The organism is Clostridium thermarum (assembly GCF_006351925.1).
Classification (GTDB): domain Bacteria; phylum Bacillota; class Clostridia; order Clostridiales; family Clostridiaceae; genus Clostridium_AU; species Clostridium_AU thermarum.
The window spans coordinates 1,656,966-1,674,068 of record NZ_CP040924.1; the positions used below are offsets into that span (position 1 = coordinate 1,656,966).

Annotated in this window: 21 protein-coding genes; all 21 read left to right on the top strand. The window is 36.1% G+C overall.

All coding sequences use genetic code 11. The features are described from left to right. Positions 1-9 precede the first annotated feature (9 nt). The 21 genes from FHY60_RS07460 to FHY60_RS07555 all read left to right on the top strand — a co-directional run bounded on the left by FHY60_RS07460 (position 10) and on the right by FHY60_RS07555 (position 17,101). The gene (locus FHY60_RS07460; RefSeq protein ID WP_139904382.1) at positions 10-657 is read left to right on the top strand and encodes a YigZ family protein; all 648 of its coding nucleotides are present in this window, start codon (positions 10-12) and stop codon (positions 655-657) included. 121 nt (positions 658-778) lie between these two features. Beyond that, the gene (locus FHY60_RS07465; protein WP_139904383.1) at positions 779-1,519 is read left to right on the top strand and encodes a YebC/PmpR family DNA-binding transcriptional regulator; all 741 of its coding nucleotides are present in this window, start codon (positions 779-781) and stop codon (positions 1,517-1,519) included. Positions 1,520-1,649: 130 nt separating this feature from the next. Beyond that, positions 1,650-1,883, top strand: a complete 234-nt coding sequence (locus FHY60_RS18280; protein WP_243122250.1) for a hypothetical protein — start codon at positions 1,650-1,652, stop codon at positions 1,881-1,883. Between the two features lie 297 nt (positions 1,884-2,180). Then, entirely contained in the window at positions 2,181-2,339 is a 159-nt protein-coding gene (locus FHY60_RS17830) for a hypothetical protein (RefSeq protein ID WP_180375487.1), read from the top strand. Next, on the top strand, positions 2,302-2,586 hold the full coding sequence (locus FHY60_RS07475; protein WP_139904384.1) for a hypothetical protein: 285 nt from the start codon (positions 2,302-2,304) through the stop codon (positions 2,584-2,586). The genes FHY60_RS17830 and FHY60_RS07475 overlap by 38 nt, the downstream gene beginning before the upstream one ends. Positions 2,587-2,777: 191 nt before the next feature. Further along, positions 2,778-3,365 (top strand): hypothetical protein, encoded by a 588-nt coding sequence (locus FHY60_RS07480; RefSeq protein ID WP_139904385.1) that lies wholly within the window; start codon positions 2,778-2,780, stop codon positions 3,363-3,365. A gap of 222 nt (positions 3,366-3,587) precedes the next feature. Then, positions 3,588-4,178: a Holliday junction branch migration protein RuvA gene (gene ruvA, locus FHY60_RS07485; protein WP_139904386.1), complete on the top strand. Its 591-nt coding sequence runs from the start codon at positions 3,588-3,590 to the stop codon at positions 4,176-4,178. 13 nt (positions 4,179-4,191) lie between these two features. Further along, complete coding sequence (gene ruvB, locus FHY60_RS07490; protein WP_139904387.1) at positions 4,192-5,226, top strand: Holliday junction branch migration DNA helicase RuvB; 1,035 nt, start codon at positions 4,192-4,194, stop codon at positions 5,224-5,226. 19 nt (positions 5,227-5,245) lie between these two features. Next, positions 5,246-6,298 carry a tRNA preQ1(34) S-adenosylmethionine ribosyltransferase-isomerase QueA gene (gene queA / locus FHY60_RS07495; RefSeq protein WP_139904388.1) on the top strand — a complete coding sequence of 351 codons (1,053 nt, stop codon included), beginning with the start codon at positions 5,246-5,248 and terminating at the stop codon, positions 6,296-6,298. Between the two features lie 23 nt (positions 6,299-6,321). Then, positions 6,322-7,452, top strand: coding sequence for a tRNA guanosine(34) transglycosylase Tgt (tgt, locus tag FHY60_RS07500; protein WP_139904389.1), 1,131 nt, complete (start codon positions 6,322-6,324; stop codon positions 7,450-7,452). A 43-nt stretch (positions 7,453-7,495) separates the two neighbouring features. After that, positions 7,496-7,774, top strand: coding sequence for a preprotein translocase subunit YajC (yajC, locus tag FHY60_RS07505; protein WP_139904390.1), 279 nt, complete (start codon positions 7,496-7,498; stop codon positions 7,772-7,774). A 70-nt stretch (positions 7,775-7,844) separates the two neighbouring features. Beyond that, positions 7,845-8,213, top strand: coding sequence for a TIGR04086 family membrane protein (locus FHY60_RS07510; RefSeq protein ID WP_163215868.1), 369 nt, complete (start codon positions 7,845-7,847; stop codon positions 8,211-8,213). 71 nt (positions 8,214-8,284) lie between these two features. Further along, positions 8,285-8,422: a six-cysteine ranthipeptide SCIFF gene (scfA, locus tag FHY60_RS07515; protein WP_139904392.1), complete on the top strand. Its 138-nt coding sequence runs from the start codon at positions 8,285-8,287 to the stop codon at positions 8,420-8,422. A gap of 101 nt (positions 8,423-8,523) precedes the next feature. Continuing rightward, positions 8,524-9,891 (top strand): thioether cross-link-forming SCIFF peptide maturase, encoded by a 1,368-nt coding sequence (gene scfB / locus FHY60_RS07520; RefSeq protein WP_139904393.1) that lies wholly within the window; start codon positions 8,524-8,526, stop codon positions 9,889-9,891. Positions 9,892-9,964: 73 nt separating this feature from the next. Then, positions 9,965-11,221: a protein translocase subunit SecD gene (gene secD, locus FHY60_RS07525; RefSeq protein WP_139904394.1), complete on the top strand. Its 1,257-nt coding sequence runs from the start codon at positions 9,965-9,967 to the stop codon at positions 11,219-11,221. Between the two features lie 5 nt (positions 11,222-11,226). Beyond that, positions 11,227-12,108 carry a protein translocase subunit SecF gene (secF, locus tag FHY60_RS07530; RefSeq protein ID WP_139904395.1) on the top strand — a complete coding sequence of 294 codons (882 nt, stop codon included), beginning with the start codon at positions 11,227-11,229 and terminating at the stop codon, positions 12,106-12,108. Positions 12,109-12,233: 125 nt separating this feature from the next. Next, positions 12,234-13,103 (top strand): DHH family phosphoesterase, encoded by an 870-nt coding sequence (locus FHY60_RS07535; RefSeq protein WP_139904396.1) that lies wholly within the window; start codon positions 12,234-12,236, stop codon positions 13,101-13,103. Positions 13,104-13,206: 103 nt separating this feature from the next. Further along, a complete protein-coding gene (locus FHY60_RS07540) occupies positions 13,207-13,725 on the top strand; it encodes an adenine phosphoribosyltransferase (protein ID WP_139904397.1) in 519 nt (172 codons plus the stop codon). A 109-nt stretch (positions 13,726-13,834) separates the two neighbouring features. Then, positions 13,835-16,021 carry a RelA/SpoT family protein gene (locus FHY60_RS07545; protein WP_139904398.1) on the top strand — a complete coding sequence of 729 codons (2,187 nt, stop codon included), beginning with the start codon at positions 13,835-13,837 and terminating at the stop codon, positions 16,019-16,021. A 10-nt stretch (positions 16,022-16,031) separates the two neighbouring features. Next, positions 16,032-16,481 carry a D-aminoacyl-tRNA deacylase gene (dtd, locus tag FHY60_RS07550; protein WP_139904399.1) on the top strand — a complete coding sequence of 150 codons (450 nt, stop codon included), beginning with the start codon at positions 16,032-16,034 and terminating at the stop codon, positions 16,479-16,481. Between the two features lie 11 nt (positions 16,482-16,492). Then, positions 16,493-17,101, top strand: a complete 609-nt coding sequence (locus tag FHY60_RS07555) for an MBL fold metallo-hydrolase (protein WP_139904400.1) — start codon at positions 16,493-16,495, stop codon at positions 17,099-17,101. Positions 17,102-17,103: the final 2 nt, after the last annotated feature.

Here is a 17,103-nt window from a genome sequence, read left to right on the forward strand (position 1 = left end):
GTGCTAGAGATGGGATATAAAACTGTAAAAGGACAAGCTATTGGTGAATATGAAGAAAAGAAATCTTTATTCATTGGCGCTGTAGCCAGAGTAGAAAGTGAGGAAGAGGCAAGAGATTTTATTAACCGTATAAGGGCAGAACATAGGGAAGCAAGACACAACGTATATGCCTATTCCATAGGAAAGAACTGTGAAATTCAACGCTACAGTGATGATGGAGAGCCACAGGGCACAGGCGGAATACCTGTATTAGAGGTAATCAAGAAAAACAACATAACCGATGTGGTTGTGGTGGTGACTCGTTACTTTGGAGGGGTGCTTTTAGGGGCTGCGGGGCTGGTTAGGGCTTATTCAAAGGCGGCGGCATTAGCTGTGAAAGAGGCAGGCACCATTGAAAAAGTAAATGGGCTACTCTTTAAAATTCAATTAGACTATGATCTCCACGGAAAAGTAGAATACACTTTTAACAAAAATCATTGGCAGATAGTCGACACAGAATACAGCCACAAGGTAGTGCTGAGCATTTTATGCGAAAAAGAAAAGGCAGAGGAAATAAAAACAGGCTTAGTAGAAATTACAAATAATAAATTTCAGCTTTTAAGCCAAGAAGAGGGTATATACTTTAAGGAAGACGACGGAACTCTTGTGATGATCTGAGCTAAATATTAATTTTTTTCAATAACTGAAGGTTGAAGTATCTTCAAGCTATGTGATATAATATTTGCGAATTTTCATTGATATGGTGGATTTTTATTTTAATATAGGAGGAGTTTTACATATGTCAGGACATTCAAAATGGCATAATATTCAAGCTAAAAAGAGTAAGGTCGATGCGAAGAGAGGTAAGATTTTTACTAAGATAGGTAAGGAGATTGCCCTGGCGGTTAAAAATGGAGGACCAAACATTGACACCAATGCTAAGCTAAAGGATGTGGTGGCAAAAGCAAAAGCTAATAATATGCCTCAAGATACAATAATGAGAGCTATAAAAAAGAGCTCTGGTGAAGCAGACTCAGTAAATTATGAAGAAATAGTATATGAAGGATATGGCCCTTCAGGAATTGCAGTGATAGTAAATGTACTAACAGATAACAAGAACAGAAGTGCGGGAAATGTTAGACATGCTTTTACTAAGTATGGTGGAAATATGGGGTCTACTGGCTGTGTATCTTTTATGTTCCAAAAAAAAGGTCAGATAGTTATCGAAAAAACTGATGACATTGATGAAGACGAACTTATGATGATGGCTTTAGATGCAGGAGCAGAGGATTTTGCTTCTGAAGAAGAAGTTTACATAATTACAACTGCTCCTGAGGACTTTGGTTCAGTAAGAGAAGCTCTTGAAGCAAATGGCTTGGAATTCCTTGAAGCAGAAGTTAAAATGATACCTGATACACTTACAGCAATTGATGAAGAAACTGCAGCTAAGTTCCAAAAGATGTTGGATGCTCTTGAAGATGATGATGATGTTCAAGATGTTTACCACAATGCTGAGTTCCCTGAAGGATGGGAAGAATAATATTCATGTTATTATGATAAAAAATTCATGAGTTAAAGCATTAGTTTTAGCATTAACTGTTTCATTGGCAACATCATTTGCTGGATGTTAAAAGCCAGCTTCAACAACTGATTCAAATAAGGCTGATACAGTGGCAGCTGCTTCAATCGTAGATGATGCTGCTGTTTTTGAAAAATCAATTGGCAAGGACGGAAAATGGATAATCTCACTTACAAAGGATATAACCATCGACAAGGATCTGGTAGTAGATGGCGATTTTAAGAATGGCAAGAAGAATTCAGAAACTGGAGAAGAGTTATATCAGAGAAAGATAGCTCTATATACTCAGGATGAAAATAAAAAAGTAACTGGTAAATTTACTTAGACTGCTCCAAGCATTACTTTCAATAGCATCAACGGAAGTCTTGAGCACGGTACTTTCAAAGGTGACGTTTATGTTGCTGGTAAGAACTTTAAATTAGTTAATCAGACAATTGAAGGAAATCTTTACTTCTTAAACGAAGAAGCTCAAAAGACTTTCAAAATTGCTGATAAAGAAGTAGATACAGCAACAACTATAACTGGAGTACAAGAATTAAAGAAGTAATTATATTATATAGATAGCTTGTTGATTTTATATGTCAACAGGCTGTTTTCTTTTAAGATAGATAAAATAAAAAATATGAAATATCAGAAGGATTTTACAAATTATTGTAGAATAGAAGCTATAGAAAAGAATGATTTGCCGGTGGGGCTTAATTTATTGAACACTGTATATTATTTTACAAAGGGGGGAGAAATATATGAAGTTAAAGTTTGGGCAAATAAGAGATCTTTATAACAATATCTGTATAAAGATTGAGGAGTATGAAGAGGCTATTAAAAAGTTGCTTGACATTACAGGTGTGGACCCTAACAATAAGGGAATAATCGAAGAAGCTGTAGCCAAGGAGAGCAACGAGCCTGTTCAAATGCTTATAAACCGCTTGAACACTTTGTATAGAGACTTGAGCAAAATAGAAAACAGTGAATTTGAAGCAGCATTAGGGGAAGATTTGCTAAAATACTTAGATGTACCACAACACTAAATATCATATATTTTTTCAAGAGCCGTAGTTAATTGGCTCTTGTTTTTTGCCGAAACTATAAAAAGTATAGTTAATGAATGCGTAACAGTACATTTTTATTGATAAATTTTGAAATGTTTGTTTAAAAATGAAAAAATATGTTCATAATATCACAATGAAAGCAAGTCCAAAAACATTATGGGAGTGATGTTATGAAATTGAGCAAATATGATTATCTTATGCTCTGTATTTTAGGAATTGTTATTATATTTACAATAAGCTTTAATATTGCTATGAGGGTTTTAAGTAAAAATAGCCTTAGCTATGAGGAAAAAAATGAAAAGGTCACCAGTGCAAGAATTATTGAAAAAGTGTTATCAGATGATACTGTAATTGTGTTAAAGCTAAAGAATAAAGATAATGAAATAAATACAAAGAATGTATCCATGAAAGAGGTTAAAAACTTTTTATCTGGAGACTTAACTGTGTCAAAGTTAAAAGAATATTACGAGAGAAAGGACTATAAACTTATACAAGAGACAAATTTTGAGCTTATATTTGAAAAGGAAACCCGGTTTACACCACAAAAGTACTATCTTGGAGCTACCAATAAAGAGTTTGTAGCAATTTTCAAATGCGATAATGAGGGAAACTTATTTATAGAGGATCCGGATTATGATATTTCAAATAGAACCCTTGAAACCTTACCTGAGCAGTACCAAGAGAGTTTAATAAATTTTGAATTTGAATTTGAAACCAAAGAAGAGGCTCAGGATGAAATGATGGCAATCTCTTCGTAAGCAATTAAAAGTTTGTGAGTTCTATCTTTGCCCCATAATATTATGGAATGATTGAAATTGACAATTGACAATTGTCAATTTTTTTTCTTCTCTTCTCTTTTGTTCAACGGATCCTGTAAATTTAGTAACAATACTTGTATTGAAATATTTATTTTGTGATGGTAAAGTATATATAGCCTGTGTTATGTTTTGAACCGTAACCTGAGTGAGGAGGAAATATTGATGTACGAATATATAAAGGGAAGCTATAAGGGCTTTTATAAGGATTATGTAGTGATAGATAATAATGGTATAGGATATAAAATATATGTACCAGGAAGTACTCTTACGAAACTTCCCAAGATCGGTGATGAGGTGCAATTATATACCTATCAAATGGTTAGGGAAGACTTTCTTGGGCTTTATGGATTTATTTCAAGAGAAGAATTAGAGATGTTTCTACTATTATTAAATATTAACGGAGTAGGTGCAAAGGCTGCCCTGTCTATTCAATCCATATTAGATGTGGAAAGACTGCAATTTGCCATAGCAGTTGGCGATGAGGCATCGCTGACACGTGCACCCGGTGTAGGAAAGAAGACAGCTCAAAGGATAATATTGGAGCTTAAAGATAAGATGAAAAAGGTAAGAGATAATGCTGAGGAGATCTCTATTGACTATACCACAAAGAGCTCTGTATATGCTGATGCTATTGAAGCTCTTATGGCACTGGGATACTCTGAAAAGGAATGTGTCAGTGTCTTAAAAAATGTCAATTTAGCTGATTCTCTGGAAGGGGTAATAAAGAACTCCCTAAAACAACTTATGAATTGAGGGGATACTAATAATGGATGAAAGAATATTATCGTCAATTAGTACAATAGAAGAAAGTAATTCTGAATACAGTCTGAGACCTCAGAATCTAAATGAATATATTGGCCAGAGAAAAGTAGTGGATAAGTTAAAGGTGTTTATAAAGGCAGCGCAGAATAGGGGAGAAGCCTTAGACCACGTACTTCTATATGGACCTCCGGGTTTAGGAAAAACAACCTTGGCCAATATAATAGCAAAACAGATGGGAGGCAATTTGAAGATAACCTCCGGACCGGCTATAGAAAGAGCTGGGGATTTAGCAGCTATACTCACTACCTTAAGCAAAAATGATGTGCTGTTTATCGATGAAATACATAGATTAAACAGAAATGTGGAAGAAATATTATATCCGGCTATGGAAGACTATGCCTTGGATATCGTTATTGGAAAGGGAGCCTCTGCTAAGTCCATAAGATTGGATTTGCCCAAGTTTACACTTATTGGAGCAACCACCAGAGTAGGCTTGCTGACATCCCCCCTAAGGGATAGATTCGGTGTTCTGTGTGCTATGGAGTATTATAATAATGATGAGCTAAAAGAAATTATCATAAGATCTGCGGAAATTTTAGACTGTAAAATAGAGGAAGACAGTGCCTATGAGGTTGCCAGAAGGTCCAGAGGAACACCTAGAATAGCCATAAGACTTTTAAAAAGAGTCAGAGACTATTCTCAAGTAAAAGGTGAAAGTACTATTAAATTAGAAGATGCAAAGGCGGCCCTGGAACTTTTAGAAGTGGATGAAGAAGGCTTTGATAGGGTTGATAACCGTATCCTGGAGGCTATTATAGATAACTTCTCCGGCGGTCCTGTTGGTATAGAAACTTTATCCTATTTTATTGGTGAAGAATTGGATACCATAGAAGATGTTTATGAACCCTATCTTCTGCAAAAAGGGTTTATAATTAGGACCCCAAGAGGAAGAATGGCTACAGATAAAGCTTATAGCCATACTAAAAGAAAATGGATAAAAGACAATGTGGAGCAGCTTCCATTATTTGAAGAAAAATAAATACAAATGAGGTGTAATTTTGAAAGTAAGTGATTTTTATTTTGACCTTCCTGAGGAGCTTATAGCTCAACACCCCTTAAAAAATAGGGATGAATCAAGGCTTATGGTAGTTAACAAGGATAACGGTGAGCTAAGACATGAAGTATTTAAAAACATAATAAATTATTTAAATCCAGGAGATTGTCTAGTACTTAATAATACCAGAGTTATGCCGGCTAGACTTATTGGTGAAAAACTCCATACCGGTGGTAAAATAGAATTTTTATTGCTTAAGAGGATAGAAGGAGATAAGTGGGAAAGTCTTGTTAAGCCGGGAAAAAAGGCAAAGATAGGAGCTGAATTCAGCTTTGGTAACGGAAGATTGAAGGCAAAAGTAATAGATATGGTGGATGAAGGAAATAGAATAATTGAATTCTATTATCAAGGTATTTTTGAGGAGATTTTGGATGAGCTGGGTCAAATGCCCCTGCCTCCCTATATAACTGAGCAGTTGGAGGATAAGGAAAGGTATCAGACTGTCTATTCTAAGACAGTGGGATCAGCGGCAGCGCCGACAGCAGGTCTTCATTTTACCAAGGAATTGTTGGCGGATATTGAGAAAAAAGGGGTAAATATTGCCTATATTACACTGCATGTTGGACTTGGCACCTTCAGACCTGTAAAGGTGGATGTCATTGAGGAACATAAAATGCATTCTGAGTTCTATATGGTGGATGAGGAAACCAGTGCAAAAATCAATGCTTGTAAGAAAAACGGCGGCAGGATAATTGCAGTGGGAACTACCTCCTGCAGAACCTTGGAAAGCGTAGCAGACTCATCAGGATATGTAGCTCCTAAGACCGGATGGACAGATATTTTTATATACCCGGGCTATAATTTTAAAATTGTAGATGCATTAATTACAAACTTCCATCTGCCCGAGTCAACTTTAATTATGCTGGTAAGTGCACTTGCCCATAAGGAAATTATTATGAGGGCTTATCATAAAGCAATAGAAGAAAAATACAGGTTTTTTAGTTTTGGAGACGCTATGTTTATTACAGATTCTAAAAGCCACAATACTAATCCTTAATTAACTAAAGGGAAGTGAAATGTATGTTTAAGATAATTAAAAAGGAAGATAAGGCCAAGAGGGGAACTTTTACAACTCCTCATGGTACAATTCAAACACCGGTATTTATGAATGTAGGTACTCTGGCAGCTATAAAAGGGGCCGTTTCCTCCATGGATTTAAAGGACATTGGCTGTCAAGTGGAGTTGTCAAATACCTATCACCTGCATCTAAGGCCTGGTGATGAAGTGGTGTATAAAATGGGAGGGCTCCACAAGTTTATGAATTGGGATAGGCCAATTCTAACAGACTCCGGAGGATTTCAGGTCTTTTCTTTATCAGGCATAAGGAAGATAGAAGAAGAAGGGGTATATTTTAACTCTCATATAGATGGAAAGAGAATTTTCATGGGACCGGAGGAAAGTATGCAAATTCAGAGCCGCTTGGCATCCACAATTGCCATGGCCTTTGATGAATGTATACCCAATCCTTCTCCTAGGGAGTATGTTGAAAGGTCAGTTGAGAGAACTACCCGATGGCTGCACAGATGTATAGCAGAAATGAAGAGATTAAATTCTTTAGACAGTACAATTAATAAGAAACAGATGCTCTTTGGTATAAATCAAGGTGGGGTATTTGATGATATACGAATAGCTCATGCCAAGGATATCTCAAAGCTTGACCTAGATGGATATGCCATTGGTGGTCTTGCAGTAGGTGAGACTCATGAAGAAATGTACAGAATTATAGATTCTGTTGTACCCCATTTACCTGAGGATAAACCAATTTACTTAATGGGAGTTGGTACACCAATAAATATACTTGAAGGTGTAGCAAGAGGAATAGATTTCTTTGACTGTGTACTACCTGCCCGTAACGGGAGACATGGCCATGTATTCACCCAATATGGTAAGATAAATATAATGAATGCCAAGTACGAAACAGATTCTAAACCTATTGATGAAGGCTGCGGCTGTCCTGCTTGTAAGCATTACAGCAGAGCCTATATAAGACATCTGTTTAAAGCTAAGGAAATGTTGGCCATGAGGCTGTGTGTATTACATAACCTGTATTTCTATAATAAATTGATGGAAGACATAAGAACAGCTATAGAAAATGATAATTTTTATGAATTTAAGAATAAAATGGTTGAACAATTCAGTGGAAATGTATAGAATTAAATGGAACGAACTATAATTTGTAAAGGAGGAAAAGACAATGAACGAGATTTTGGGTGCAGCTTTACCTTTGATTGTTATGCTGGGTTTATTTTACCTTATTGTATTTTTACCTGAAAATAAGAGGAAGAAAAAGTACAATGCTATGTTAGAAGCGCTAAAAGTCAATGATGAGGTTTTGACAAGAGGCGGTATTATAGGCAAGATTACTAGTATTCAAGATGACCATGTATTGGTTCAGACCGGTCCGGACAGAGCAAGACTTAAGATTTCAAAAAATGGAATTGCCAGTGTAATAACAGAATCAAAAACTGAATAAATAAGTATATAATTGTAATAAAATGCCTCTCATCTACATAGATAATAATTAGATGGGAGGTGTTTTATATATGGAAGAAAAAGCGTTTCTTACAAAAGTATCCATGGGGGTTTTAAGGGCAACCTTAATTACTATCGTACTAGTGATAATATTTGCAATAATCATGACCTTTACAGATGTTAGCAACCAGTTCCTTTCTGTGTATTATCTGGTGACAACCTGCTTAAGTGTGGTTTATGGAGCCATATATGCTGCAAGAAAGAACAATAAAAACGGATGGCTGGTGGGGATACTGGTGGCTCTGCTCTATATGCTGTTGATTTTTATAGCATCAGCAGTATTATTTAATAATGTATTCTTTGGACTTACAGAATTATTAAGGATTACGATTGCAGTGGTAGTTGGTGCACTTTCAGGTATGCTTGGTATAAATATATAGAAATACTTTATTTAAGCAATCTTATGTGATATAATATTTTTGAAGTGTTTTTTGGAATGGAGGGCTAAAATATGAAACATATCAGAACAATAAACAAACCAAATCTAAAGAATAGCTTAGCAAAGCCAGGATGCAAGGAATGTGCTAATTCCTGTCAATCAGCATGCAAAACTTCCTGCACCGTTGCAAATTTAGCCTGTGAAAACTAATATCATAGGAGAGCAGTAGCCACGGGCTGCTGCTTATTTAATGTGCAATGTTTCATTGCACATTTTATCTGTATTAATAATTTAGTTAGGAGGAAAATATTTTGGCGTTGATACATAAATTTAAGCAAGGCAACGAATATTACGTACTGGATGTAAACTCCGGCTGCGTTCATATAGTAGACGAGCTAATATACGATATTTTAGATGAAGAGGTTGTACCAAATAAAGCTGAAGTAATTGATAGACTAAGGGGAAAATACAACGCTGAAGAAATTGAAGAAGCTTTAAGTGATATAGAAGAGCTTCTTGCAGAGGAACTGCTGTATTCTGGAGACAAATATGAACATATAGCAAGAAATGATAAATCAAAGTCCTTTATAAAGGCTATGTGTTTAAATGTTGTACATGATTGTAACCTCAAGTGCAAGTACTGTTTTGCAGAAGAGGGTGAGTATAAGGGAAGAAGACAGATGATGTCTGCAGAAGTAGGAAAAAGGGCTGTTGATTTTGTCATAAAGAACTCCGGACCAAGAAGAAACATTGAGATAGATCTCTTTGGAGGAGAACCCTTAATGGCTTTTAACAATATTAAAGAAATAGTAGAGTATGCTAAGGAACAGGAAAAAATCCATAACAAAAATGTGAGATTTACTATGACCACCAACGCTACTTTGCTCAGTGATGAAATTATAGAATATATAGATAAAAACATGGGAAATATAGTATTGTCTATAGATGGAAGAAAAGAGACAAATGACAGCGTAAGAGTAAGATATAATGGCAGCGGCAGCTATGATGATATTCTTCCAAAGATCAAAAAAATGGTGGAAAGAAGAGACAAGAATAAGCAGTATTATGCAAGAGGAACATTCACAAGCAGAAATACTGACTTCTACAAGGATGTTATAGCTTTGGCCGATGAAGGCTTTAAAGAAATATCCATTGAACCGGTAGTTCTGCCTGATGGTCATGAGCTTGCTCTAAAGGAAGAGGATTTGGAAGCAATTTATGAGTCCTACGATAAATTGGTAGAAGAAATGGAAGAGAGAATAGGTACTGACAAGGAATTTAAGTACTACCACTTCCATATAGATCTTGACGGAGGACCCTGTGTCTATAAGAGAATAAGCGGCTGTGGCGCCGGCCATGAATATGTTGCAGTAACTCCATCCGGGGACATATATCCTTGCCACCAATTCGTAGGTATAGAGGAATTTAAGCTTGGCTCTATCTTTGAAGACAACTTTAGAGACGATTTAGCCATGGAGTTTAAGGATGCACACATCTACAATAAGCCAAAATGTATGGGATGCTGGGCAAGATTTTACTGTAGTGGTGGCTGTCAGGCCAATAACTTTAACTTCAACAAAGATATCCATGTTCCTTATGAACTTGGCTGCAAGATTACTAAAAAGCGTTTGGAGTGTGCTATAGCTCTCAAATGTAAGTATGAAGAAAAAATAATGTAAATTACCTGTTATTGACTATTATTTGATGTCGTAATATAATTAAACCTATGAAAGTGTTCAGAGGGGGAGAAAGATGAGGACAAAGAAGAGAACAAAAGCAACTAGTATTGTAACCTTTACCATTGCTGTAATATTGATAGGATTATTTGCCGGCCTAGGGATTTATGGAACTCCGGATGTTGGAGGTTATAAGGTTCAATCCTTTGGTGAAGTATTACAAAGGGGGTTGGATTTGCAGGGTGGGGTTAGCATGCTTCTGGAAGTTACTTCTGAAGTAGATGATGACACTATAGATAGAGCTATTCAAACATTGGAAATGAGAGTAAATTCTATGGGCGTATCAGAAACACCTATAGTAAGAGAAGGCGAAAAAAGAATTAGGGTAGAGATACCTGGAAAATTCAACTCAAGTGAAATAGCCACTATGTTGAGCCAGTCTGGAAAATTAACTTTTGTAGGACCAGATGGTGTGGAAATACTTACAGGTGAAGATGTAGAAACTGCTGAACCTGTAATAAATACTGTAACAAATGAACCACAAGTAAGTTTAAAGTTTAAGGAATCTGGTAAAGAGAAATTTGCTGAAGCAACGGAGAAGTATTATGGTCAAGCAATAACTATAAAGATGGATGACGAGACAGTTTCTGCACCTAAAGTTCAAGCTATTATTACTGATGGAGAAGCGTCAATAACAAATATGTCCAGTTTTGATGAAGCTAAAAGAGTAGCAGGTATAATTAAATCCGGTGCCCTTCCTGTTGCACTAAAGAATGTGGAAACTAAAACTGTTGGACCAACTCTTGGTGAAGAGGCTATTCCGCTGAGCTTAAAGGCTGGTCTTATAGGTATAATTCTTGTATTCTTATTCATGATAGTATACTATAGACTACCTGGCGTTATTGCAAGTTTGGCATTAATAGTGTACATATTATTGGTACTATATGCTTTCAAGGCCTTTGGCGTAGTATTGACTTTACCGGGTATAGCAGGTTTCTTGCTTACAATTGGTATGGCAGTAGATGCAAATGTTCTTATATTCGAGAGAATAAAGGAAGAACTAAAGATAGGAAAGTCCATAAAGTCTTCTATGGAATCAGGCTTTCACAGAGCGCTTTCTTCAATTATCGACTCAAACGTTACAACTATAATTGCTGCAGTAGTATTATTCTATCTAGGTTCCGGAGGAGTTAAAGGTTTTGCCTTGACCTTGTCTATAGGTATAATATTAAGTATGTTCTCTGCAATAGTTATAACAAAATATCTGTTACGACTTGCATTTAATGCCGGCATACTTAGCAAACCATCATACTTCGGAGTAAAGAGGGGGTAATACACTTGCTTAAGATAATTGAAAGAACTAAAATGTGGTTTGGTATTTCCTTAGCAATTATAGCTGTAGGTATAGTATTCTTAATTGCCAACAAGGGTCTGAACTTTGGTATAGATTTTAAAGGCGGTACAGTAGTTACCATAGAAATGGGCAAAGCAGTTAACAATGAAGAGATTGCTGCTTTGGTTAGAGAAACTGCTCCAGATGCAGTGACAAGAATAGTGGATGAAACCCAAGTTGAAATTCAATCAAGTAAACTTGACAATGCAACTACTCAAGAGATATTTAGCAAAATTAAGACTAAGTATGAACTACAGGATGAAGCCCTGCTTTCTGAAAACTCCATAGAGGGCTCTATAGGAAGTGAAATGACAAGAAAGGCTTTTACTGCATTAGCAGTTGCTACAGTTTGTATGTTGCTTTACATTAGAATAAGGTTTAAAGATGTTGCTTTTGGTCTTGCGGCAATAATAGCACTGATTCATGATGTACTTATTACGCTGACACTTTATGCGGCATTCAGAATACCTGTAAACTCACCCTTTATTGCAGCAATGCTGACCATCATAGGATATTCAATCAATGATACTATAGTTATCTTTGACAGAATAAGAGAGAATCAAAAGACTCTTAGAGGAAAGAGCATTACTGAGATTGCCAATATTAGCGTAACTCAAACTATGTCTAGATCCATAAATACATCATTGACAACACTATTTACAATTGTAGCGGTTCAAATTTTTGTTCCGCAGGTTAGAGATTTTTCACTTCCTCTAATAGTGGGAATACTTACCGGAGCTTACTCATCAATCTTCATTGCAAGCCCACTGTGGGTTATGTTTAAAAACTTCAGCAAGAAAAGAAAGAAGAAGGCTATGGCTGCATAGTATATTGTAATTTAAAGAGAAACTCTAAGGGGTTTCTCTTTTTTATATTTTATAAAAAAAAATTGTCAAAATTACTTTTATCCTATATAATATAGATGTTTTCTAATTTAAGTGGAGGTTTAATTATGTCTAGGTTTTTGGAGGCTTTGAAATATCCAAACTTTTTAACTACATATAATCCTTTTTTTTTGAAGGATATGAGCAAAGCGCTTGAAAGAACAGTCAAGGCTATAAATGACAGAGAAAAAATCGTTATATATGGAGCCTGCAATGCCGATGCCATATGTGGTGTATCATTACTTTTCTTACTCTTTAAATATTTGAATGCAGATGTTGAATATTATATACAAGATAGTGAAGCAGATAAGTTAGATACCCACGTTATAAGAAATCATATCAATTTTCTAGGTGCTAAGCTCATAGTTACTGTTGGATGCGGGGCTGAATCCGTTAGTCAAATTCAACTTTGTAAGAGCATGGGTATAGATGTAATAATAATAAATAATAGTGTCAGATACTGTAAGATAGATGCCATATCTATAAATCCTAAACAAAAGGAATGTTTGTACAAATTTAAGGAACTATCCTTCTCAGGATTGTCGTATAAACTTGCCCAAGCGCTGTCCATGTATTATGAGATGAAGTTTGCCAAGAAATATACGGATTTAGTGCTGATAGGTACTGTTGCTTCAGGGCTGCCTGTAATTGATGAAAATGAAATTTTTGTAAAAGAAGGTCTGAAGCATATACTAAAGACTCATAATCATGGTATTAAGGCACTTTTAAAAGTACATAATATAAATGAGATAACAATGGAAAATATACAAAAGCTTGTAATGGATATAAAACCTACAACCAATGCCATCGGCAAGATGGATAATGCTAGGATTGCAGTGGAATTGTTTACAACTTCTGACGGCTATAGGGCAGAGCAAATTGCCAAGTACCTTAATAAAGAAGTCAATAATTCCAACCGGGACATGATTATTTATTAAAAAATTATTGCACAATTTTTTTAATGGTATATAATAAACTAGTCAAAGGTAGCTACATAAGTAATCTACTTGGAATTCAAATTTGAAACATGGGGGAATTTATATGGATTTAAGAAGCAAGATAAGAATAGTAGAAGACTTCCCAAAGGAAGGTATCAGCTTCAAAGATGTTTCTACTCTTATACAAGACGGAGAGGCTTTGAAATTTGCTATAGATAAAATTGTAGATGAGCTTAAGGATAAGAATATAGATTTAATAGTTGGACCGGAAGCAAGAGGCTTTATCTTTGGAGTTCCTGTAGCATATGCATTGGGAGTGGGTTTTGTTCCGGTTAGAAAGAAAGGTAAATTACCTTTTGAAACAATAAAAATTGAGTATGATCTAGAGTATGGCAGTGACAGCCTTGAAATACACAAGGATGCTATAAAGCCAGGACAAAGAGTGGCGATTGTGGATGATTTGTTGGCCACTGGAGGAACTATTCAAAGTGTTGCAAGACTGGTTGAGTTAGTTGGTGGTGAAGTGGTTTCTATGCAGTTTGTCATTGAACTTTCCGAGTTGAAGGGAAGAGAAAAACTACAAAAATATGATATTAACTCTCTAGTTGAATACGATATTTAAAAAGCAATTGAAAAAATATACATGTTATTATATAATATAGAAAAATAATGGCTGGTTGCTTAACCAGCCATTGATTTTAATTTGATTTAAAACTGAGGAGAGTAGCCCGATGTTAGATAGGTTGTTTGAGTTAATTGATAAGAATTGCGTTAATGTTAATAAAGAATTAATTGAAAAAGCATATAATTTCGCAGCGGAAGCTCACAAAGAACAGAGAAGAGAATCCGGAGAGCCCTACGTAACTCATCCTGCGGAAGTTGCCGCTATTCTTGCAGAAATGGGCATGGATACTAATACAATTGCTGCTGGGCTGCTCCATGATGTTATTGAGGATACCAACTACACCCACGAGGATATTGTCAGAGAATTTAACTTGGAAATTGCCAATCTGGTAGAAGGAGTAACTAAGCTAAGTAAAATTCAGTATAAGACAAAGGAAGAACAAAAGGCAGATAATGTTCGAAAGATGCTGCTTGCTATGACAAAGGATATCAGGGTTATTCTGATAAAATTGGCAGACAGGCTCCATAATATGAGAACCTTAAAATATAGATCAGCAGAAAAACAGCGTGAAACAGCTAAGGAAACTTTTGATATCTATGCTCCTCTAGCCCATAGATTGGGAATGTCCAAAATCAAGTGGGAACTTGAGGACTTGGCCTTCAGATACAGCAACCAGGAGGAATACTATGACTTGGTGAAGAAAATTGCTGAAAAACGAGCTGAGAGGGAAGCGTATATTGAGCTAATAATATCGCAGCTCCATGAAAATTTGATGAAAGCTACAATTAAATCAGAAATTGACGGAAGACCGAAACATTTCTATAGTATATATCGAAAAATGATGAATAAAAATAAGACAATAGATCAAATTTTTGATTTAACTGCCGTAAGAATATTAGTAGAAACAGTAAAGGATTGCTATGCAGCTTTAGGTATTGTTCATACTATGTATAAACCTATTCCTGGCAGATTTAAAGATTATATTGCCATGCCTAAGCCTAATATGTATCAATCCCTACATTCTACAGTGATTGGACCCCAGGGAAAGCCCTTTGAGATTCAAATACGTACCTTTGAAATGCATAGAACCGCAGAATACGGTATTGCTGCCCATTGGAAGTACAAGGAGAAAAATCAGGAAAACAATAGTGATGATTTTGAGAAAAGGCTTTCCTGGCTCAGAGATATTTTAGAATGGCAGAGAGAGACCTCTGATGCAGAGGAATTTATGGAGGCCTTTAAGATTGATCTGTTTTCCGACGAAATTTTTGTGTTTACTCCTAAAGGGGCTGTAATTGATTTGCCTGCAGAGTCAACACCCATAGATTTTGCTTACAGGATTCATACGGACATAGGCAATCGCTGTGTTGGGGCAAAGGTCAATGGAAAGATGGTGCCTCTGGATTATGTTTTAAAGACGGGAGAAATTGTAGAGGTTATGACTTCTGCGGTGGCAAAGGGACCCAGTATAGATTGGCTGAATATAGCAAAGAGCAATCAGGCAAAAAGTAAGATTAGAGCCTGGTTTAAAAAGGCTAAGAGGGAAGAAAATATCAGTAAGGGTAAGGAACTTCTGGAGAAGGAGGCGAAAAGACAGGGCTGCAACTTTGGAGAACTTGCTAAAGGTGAAATTTTAGATAAGTTGTTAAAAAAGTACAACTTTAACAGTATAGATGATGTCTATGCAGCAGTAGGCATTGGTGCACTGATGGCATCTGCTGTGGTAACTAAACTCAAAGAGGCTTATAAGAGTGATAAGACTGCAGAACTAGATAATACAACGGCTTTAAAAAACATCGAGGAGCAGATTTCCAAATCCTCTCGTATTAACAGAAAAAGCAATGACTATGGCGTTGAGGTAAAAGGGCTTACCAATGTATTGGTTAGATTCGCAAAATGCTGTAACCCAGTACCAGGCGACCACATAATCGGTTACATTACAAAGGGGAGAGGTGTGTCCATCCACAGGAAGGACTGTAAAAATGCTGAAGTTTTACTGCATGATACTGATAATAAAATCATTGATGTAAATTGGAGTGGTGCAAAATCCAATGGCTATATCACTGAAATACAGATTAAAGCGGAAGACAGAAGTGGAATCTTGTCAGATATTATGGTATTAATCACTGATTTTAAAATTCACCTGCACGCTTTAAATGCAAAGACTGCCAAAGGTGGATTTGCAGTGATCAATATTAAGCTGAAAATAACTGATATTGAACAATTAAAGGAATTGATGAAGAAGCTTAAAAGAGTGGATGGAATCATGGAAATATATAGAACAAAGAGCTAGAGGTGAGTAAATGAGAGCAGTCGTTCAAAGGGTAAGCAGCAGTAGTGTTAAGGTTGAAGGTAAAGTTGTAGGAGAAATAGCACAGGGCTTAATGGTGCTCTTGGGCATTTCAAAAGAAGACACTGTTGATGATGTAATCTATATAAAGGATAAATTAGTGAACTTGAGAATATTTGAAGACAGTGAGGAAAAAATGAATTTGTCCTTAAAGGACGTAAATGGAGAATTATTAATTGTGTCTCAATTTACCCTTTACGGAGATTGTAGAAAAGGCCGACGTCCTAACTTTATGGCGGCTCTTTCAGGTAAAGAAGCTGAAAAGTTATATAATACTTTTGTTGAAGAATGTAAAAAAGAGATTTCAAAAGTTGAGACAGGCGTTTTTGGAGCCATGATGGATGTGCATTTGGTAAATGATGGTCCAGTAACCTTACTGTTAGACAGTAAAAAGAATTTTTAGGAGTGAGTTTTATGAAGGTTTTAAGAATTCCAGCGGGCCCTTTAGCTACTAATTGTTATATATTAATAGATGAAGAAACTAAAGAAACTGCGGTTATCGATCCAGGCGGTGAGGCAGAGAAGCTTATAGCAACTCTCGAGAGAAATGAGGCAAAGGTAAAGTATATATTGCTGACCCATGGTCATTTTGATCACACCGGGGCTGTTATGGATTTGAAAAACAAGTATAAGGCACCTGTTTATGTTACAAAAGAGGACTACGACATGATACATTCGGTAGCCAGCGAGCTATTTAACATGGAGGGCTATGATGGCTCTATAAATAATTTTATTTATGAAGCAACAGTATTTGAGCTTGGTTCTACAAAGATAAAGTGCATAACCACTCCTGGCCACACACCTGGTGGGGTATGCTTCTATTTTGACAATATACTTATAAGCGGAGACACCTTGTTTAATGGCAGTGTTGGTAGAACAGATTTTGTGGGAGCAAACCACAGGATTCTAATAAACAGTATTAAAACAAAGCTTATGGATTTACCTGAGGATACGGTAGTGCTCCCGGGACATGGAGAAGAAACTACCATAGGCAGGGAGAAGCAATTTAATCCATTTTTATAAAG

Bases quoted from the DNA above. Each gene is read 5' to 3' on its own strand.
- FHY60_RS07545 (WP_139904398.1), top strand. From the start codon at position 13,835: ATGTTAGATAGGTTGTTTGAGTTAATTGATAAGAATTGCGTTAATGTT.
- FHY60_RS07535 (WP_139904396.1), top strand. From the start codon at position 12,234: ATGTCTAGGTTTTTGGAGGCTTTGAAATATCCAAACTTTTTAACTACA.
- scfA (WP_139904392.1), top strand. From the start codon at position 8,285: ATGAAACATATCAGAACAATAAACAAACCAAATCTAAAGAATAGCTTA.
- FHY60_RS07510 (WP_163215868.1), top strand. From the start codon at position 7,845: ATGGAAGAAAAAGCGTTTCTTACAAAAGTATCCATGGGGGTTTTAAGG.
- FHY60_RS07555 (WP_139904400.1), top strand. From the start codon at position 16,493: ATGAAGGTTTTAAGAATTCCAGCGGGCCCTTTAGCTACTAATTGTTAT.
- tgt (WP_139904389.1), top strand. From the start codon at position 6,322: ATGTTTAAGATAATTAAAAAGGAAGATAAGGCCAAGAGGGGAACTTTT.
- FHY60_RS07540 (WP_139904397.1), top strand. From the start codon at position 13,207: ATGGATTTAAGAAGCAAGATAAGAATAGTAGAAGACTTCCCAAAGGAA.
- FHY60_RS17830 (WP_180375487.1), top strand. From the start codon at position 2,181: ATGAAATATCAGAAGGATTTTACAAATTATTGTAGAATAGAAGCTATA.
- yajC (WP_139904390.1), top strand. From the start codon at position 7,496: ATGAACGAGATTTTGGGTGCAGCTTTACCTTTGATTGTTATGCTGGGT.
- dtd (WP_139904399.1), top strand. From the start codon at position 16,032: ATGAGAGCAGTCGTTCAAAGGGTAAGCAGCAGTAGTGTTAAGGTTGAA.
- FHY60_RS07480 (WP_139904385.1), top strand. From the start codon at position 2,778: ATGAAATTGAGCAAATATGATTATCTTATGCTCTGTATTTTAGGAATT.
- FHY60_RS07475 (WP_139904384.1), top strand. From the start codon at position 2,302: ATGAAGTTAAAGTTTGGGCAAATAAGAGATCTTTATAACAATATCTGT.
- secD (WP_139904394.1), top strand. From the start codon at position 9,965: ATGAGGACAAAGAAGAGAACAAAAGCAACTAGTATTGTAACCTTTACC.
- FHY60_RS07465 (WP_139904383.1), top strand. From the start codon at position 779: ATGTCAGGACATTCAAAATGGCATAATATTCAAGCTAAAAAGAGTAAG.
- ruvA (WP_139904386.1), top strand. From the start codon at position 3,588: ATGTACGAATATATAAAGGGAAGCTATAAGGGCTTTTATAAGGATTAT.
- ruvB (WP_139904387.1), top strand. From the start codon at position 4,192: ATGGATGAAAGAATATTATCGTCAATTAGTACAATAGAAGAAAGTAAT.
- FHY60_RS07460 (WP_139904382.1), top strand. From the start codon at position 10: ATGGGATATAAAACTGTAAAAGGACAAGCTATTGGTGAATATGAAGAA.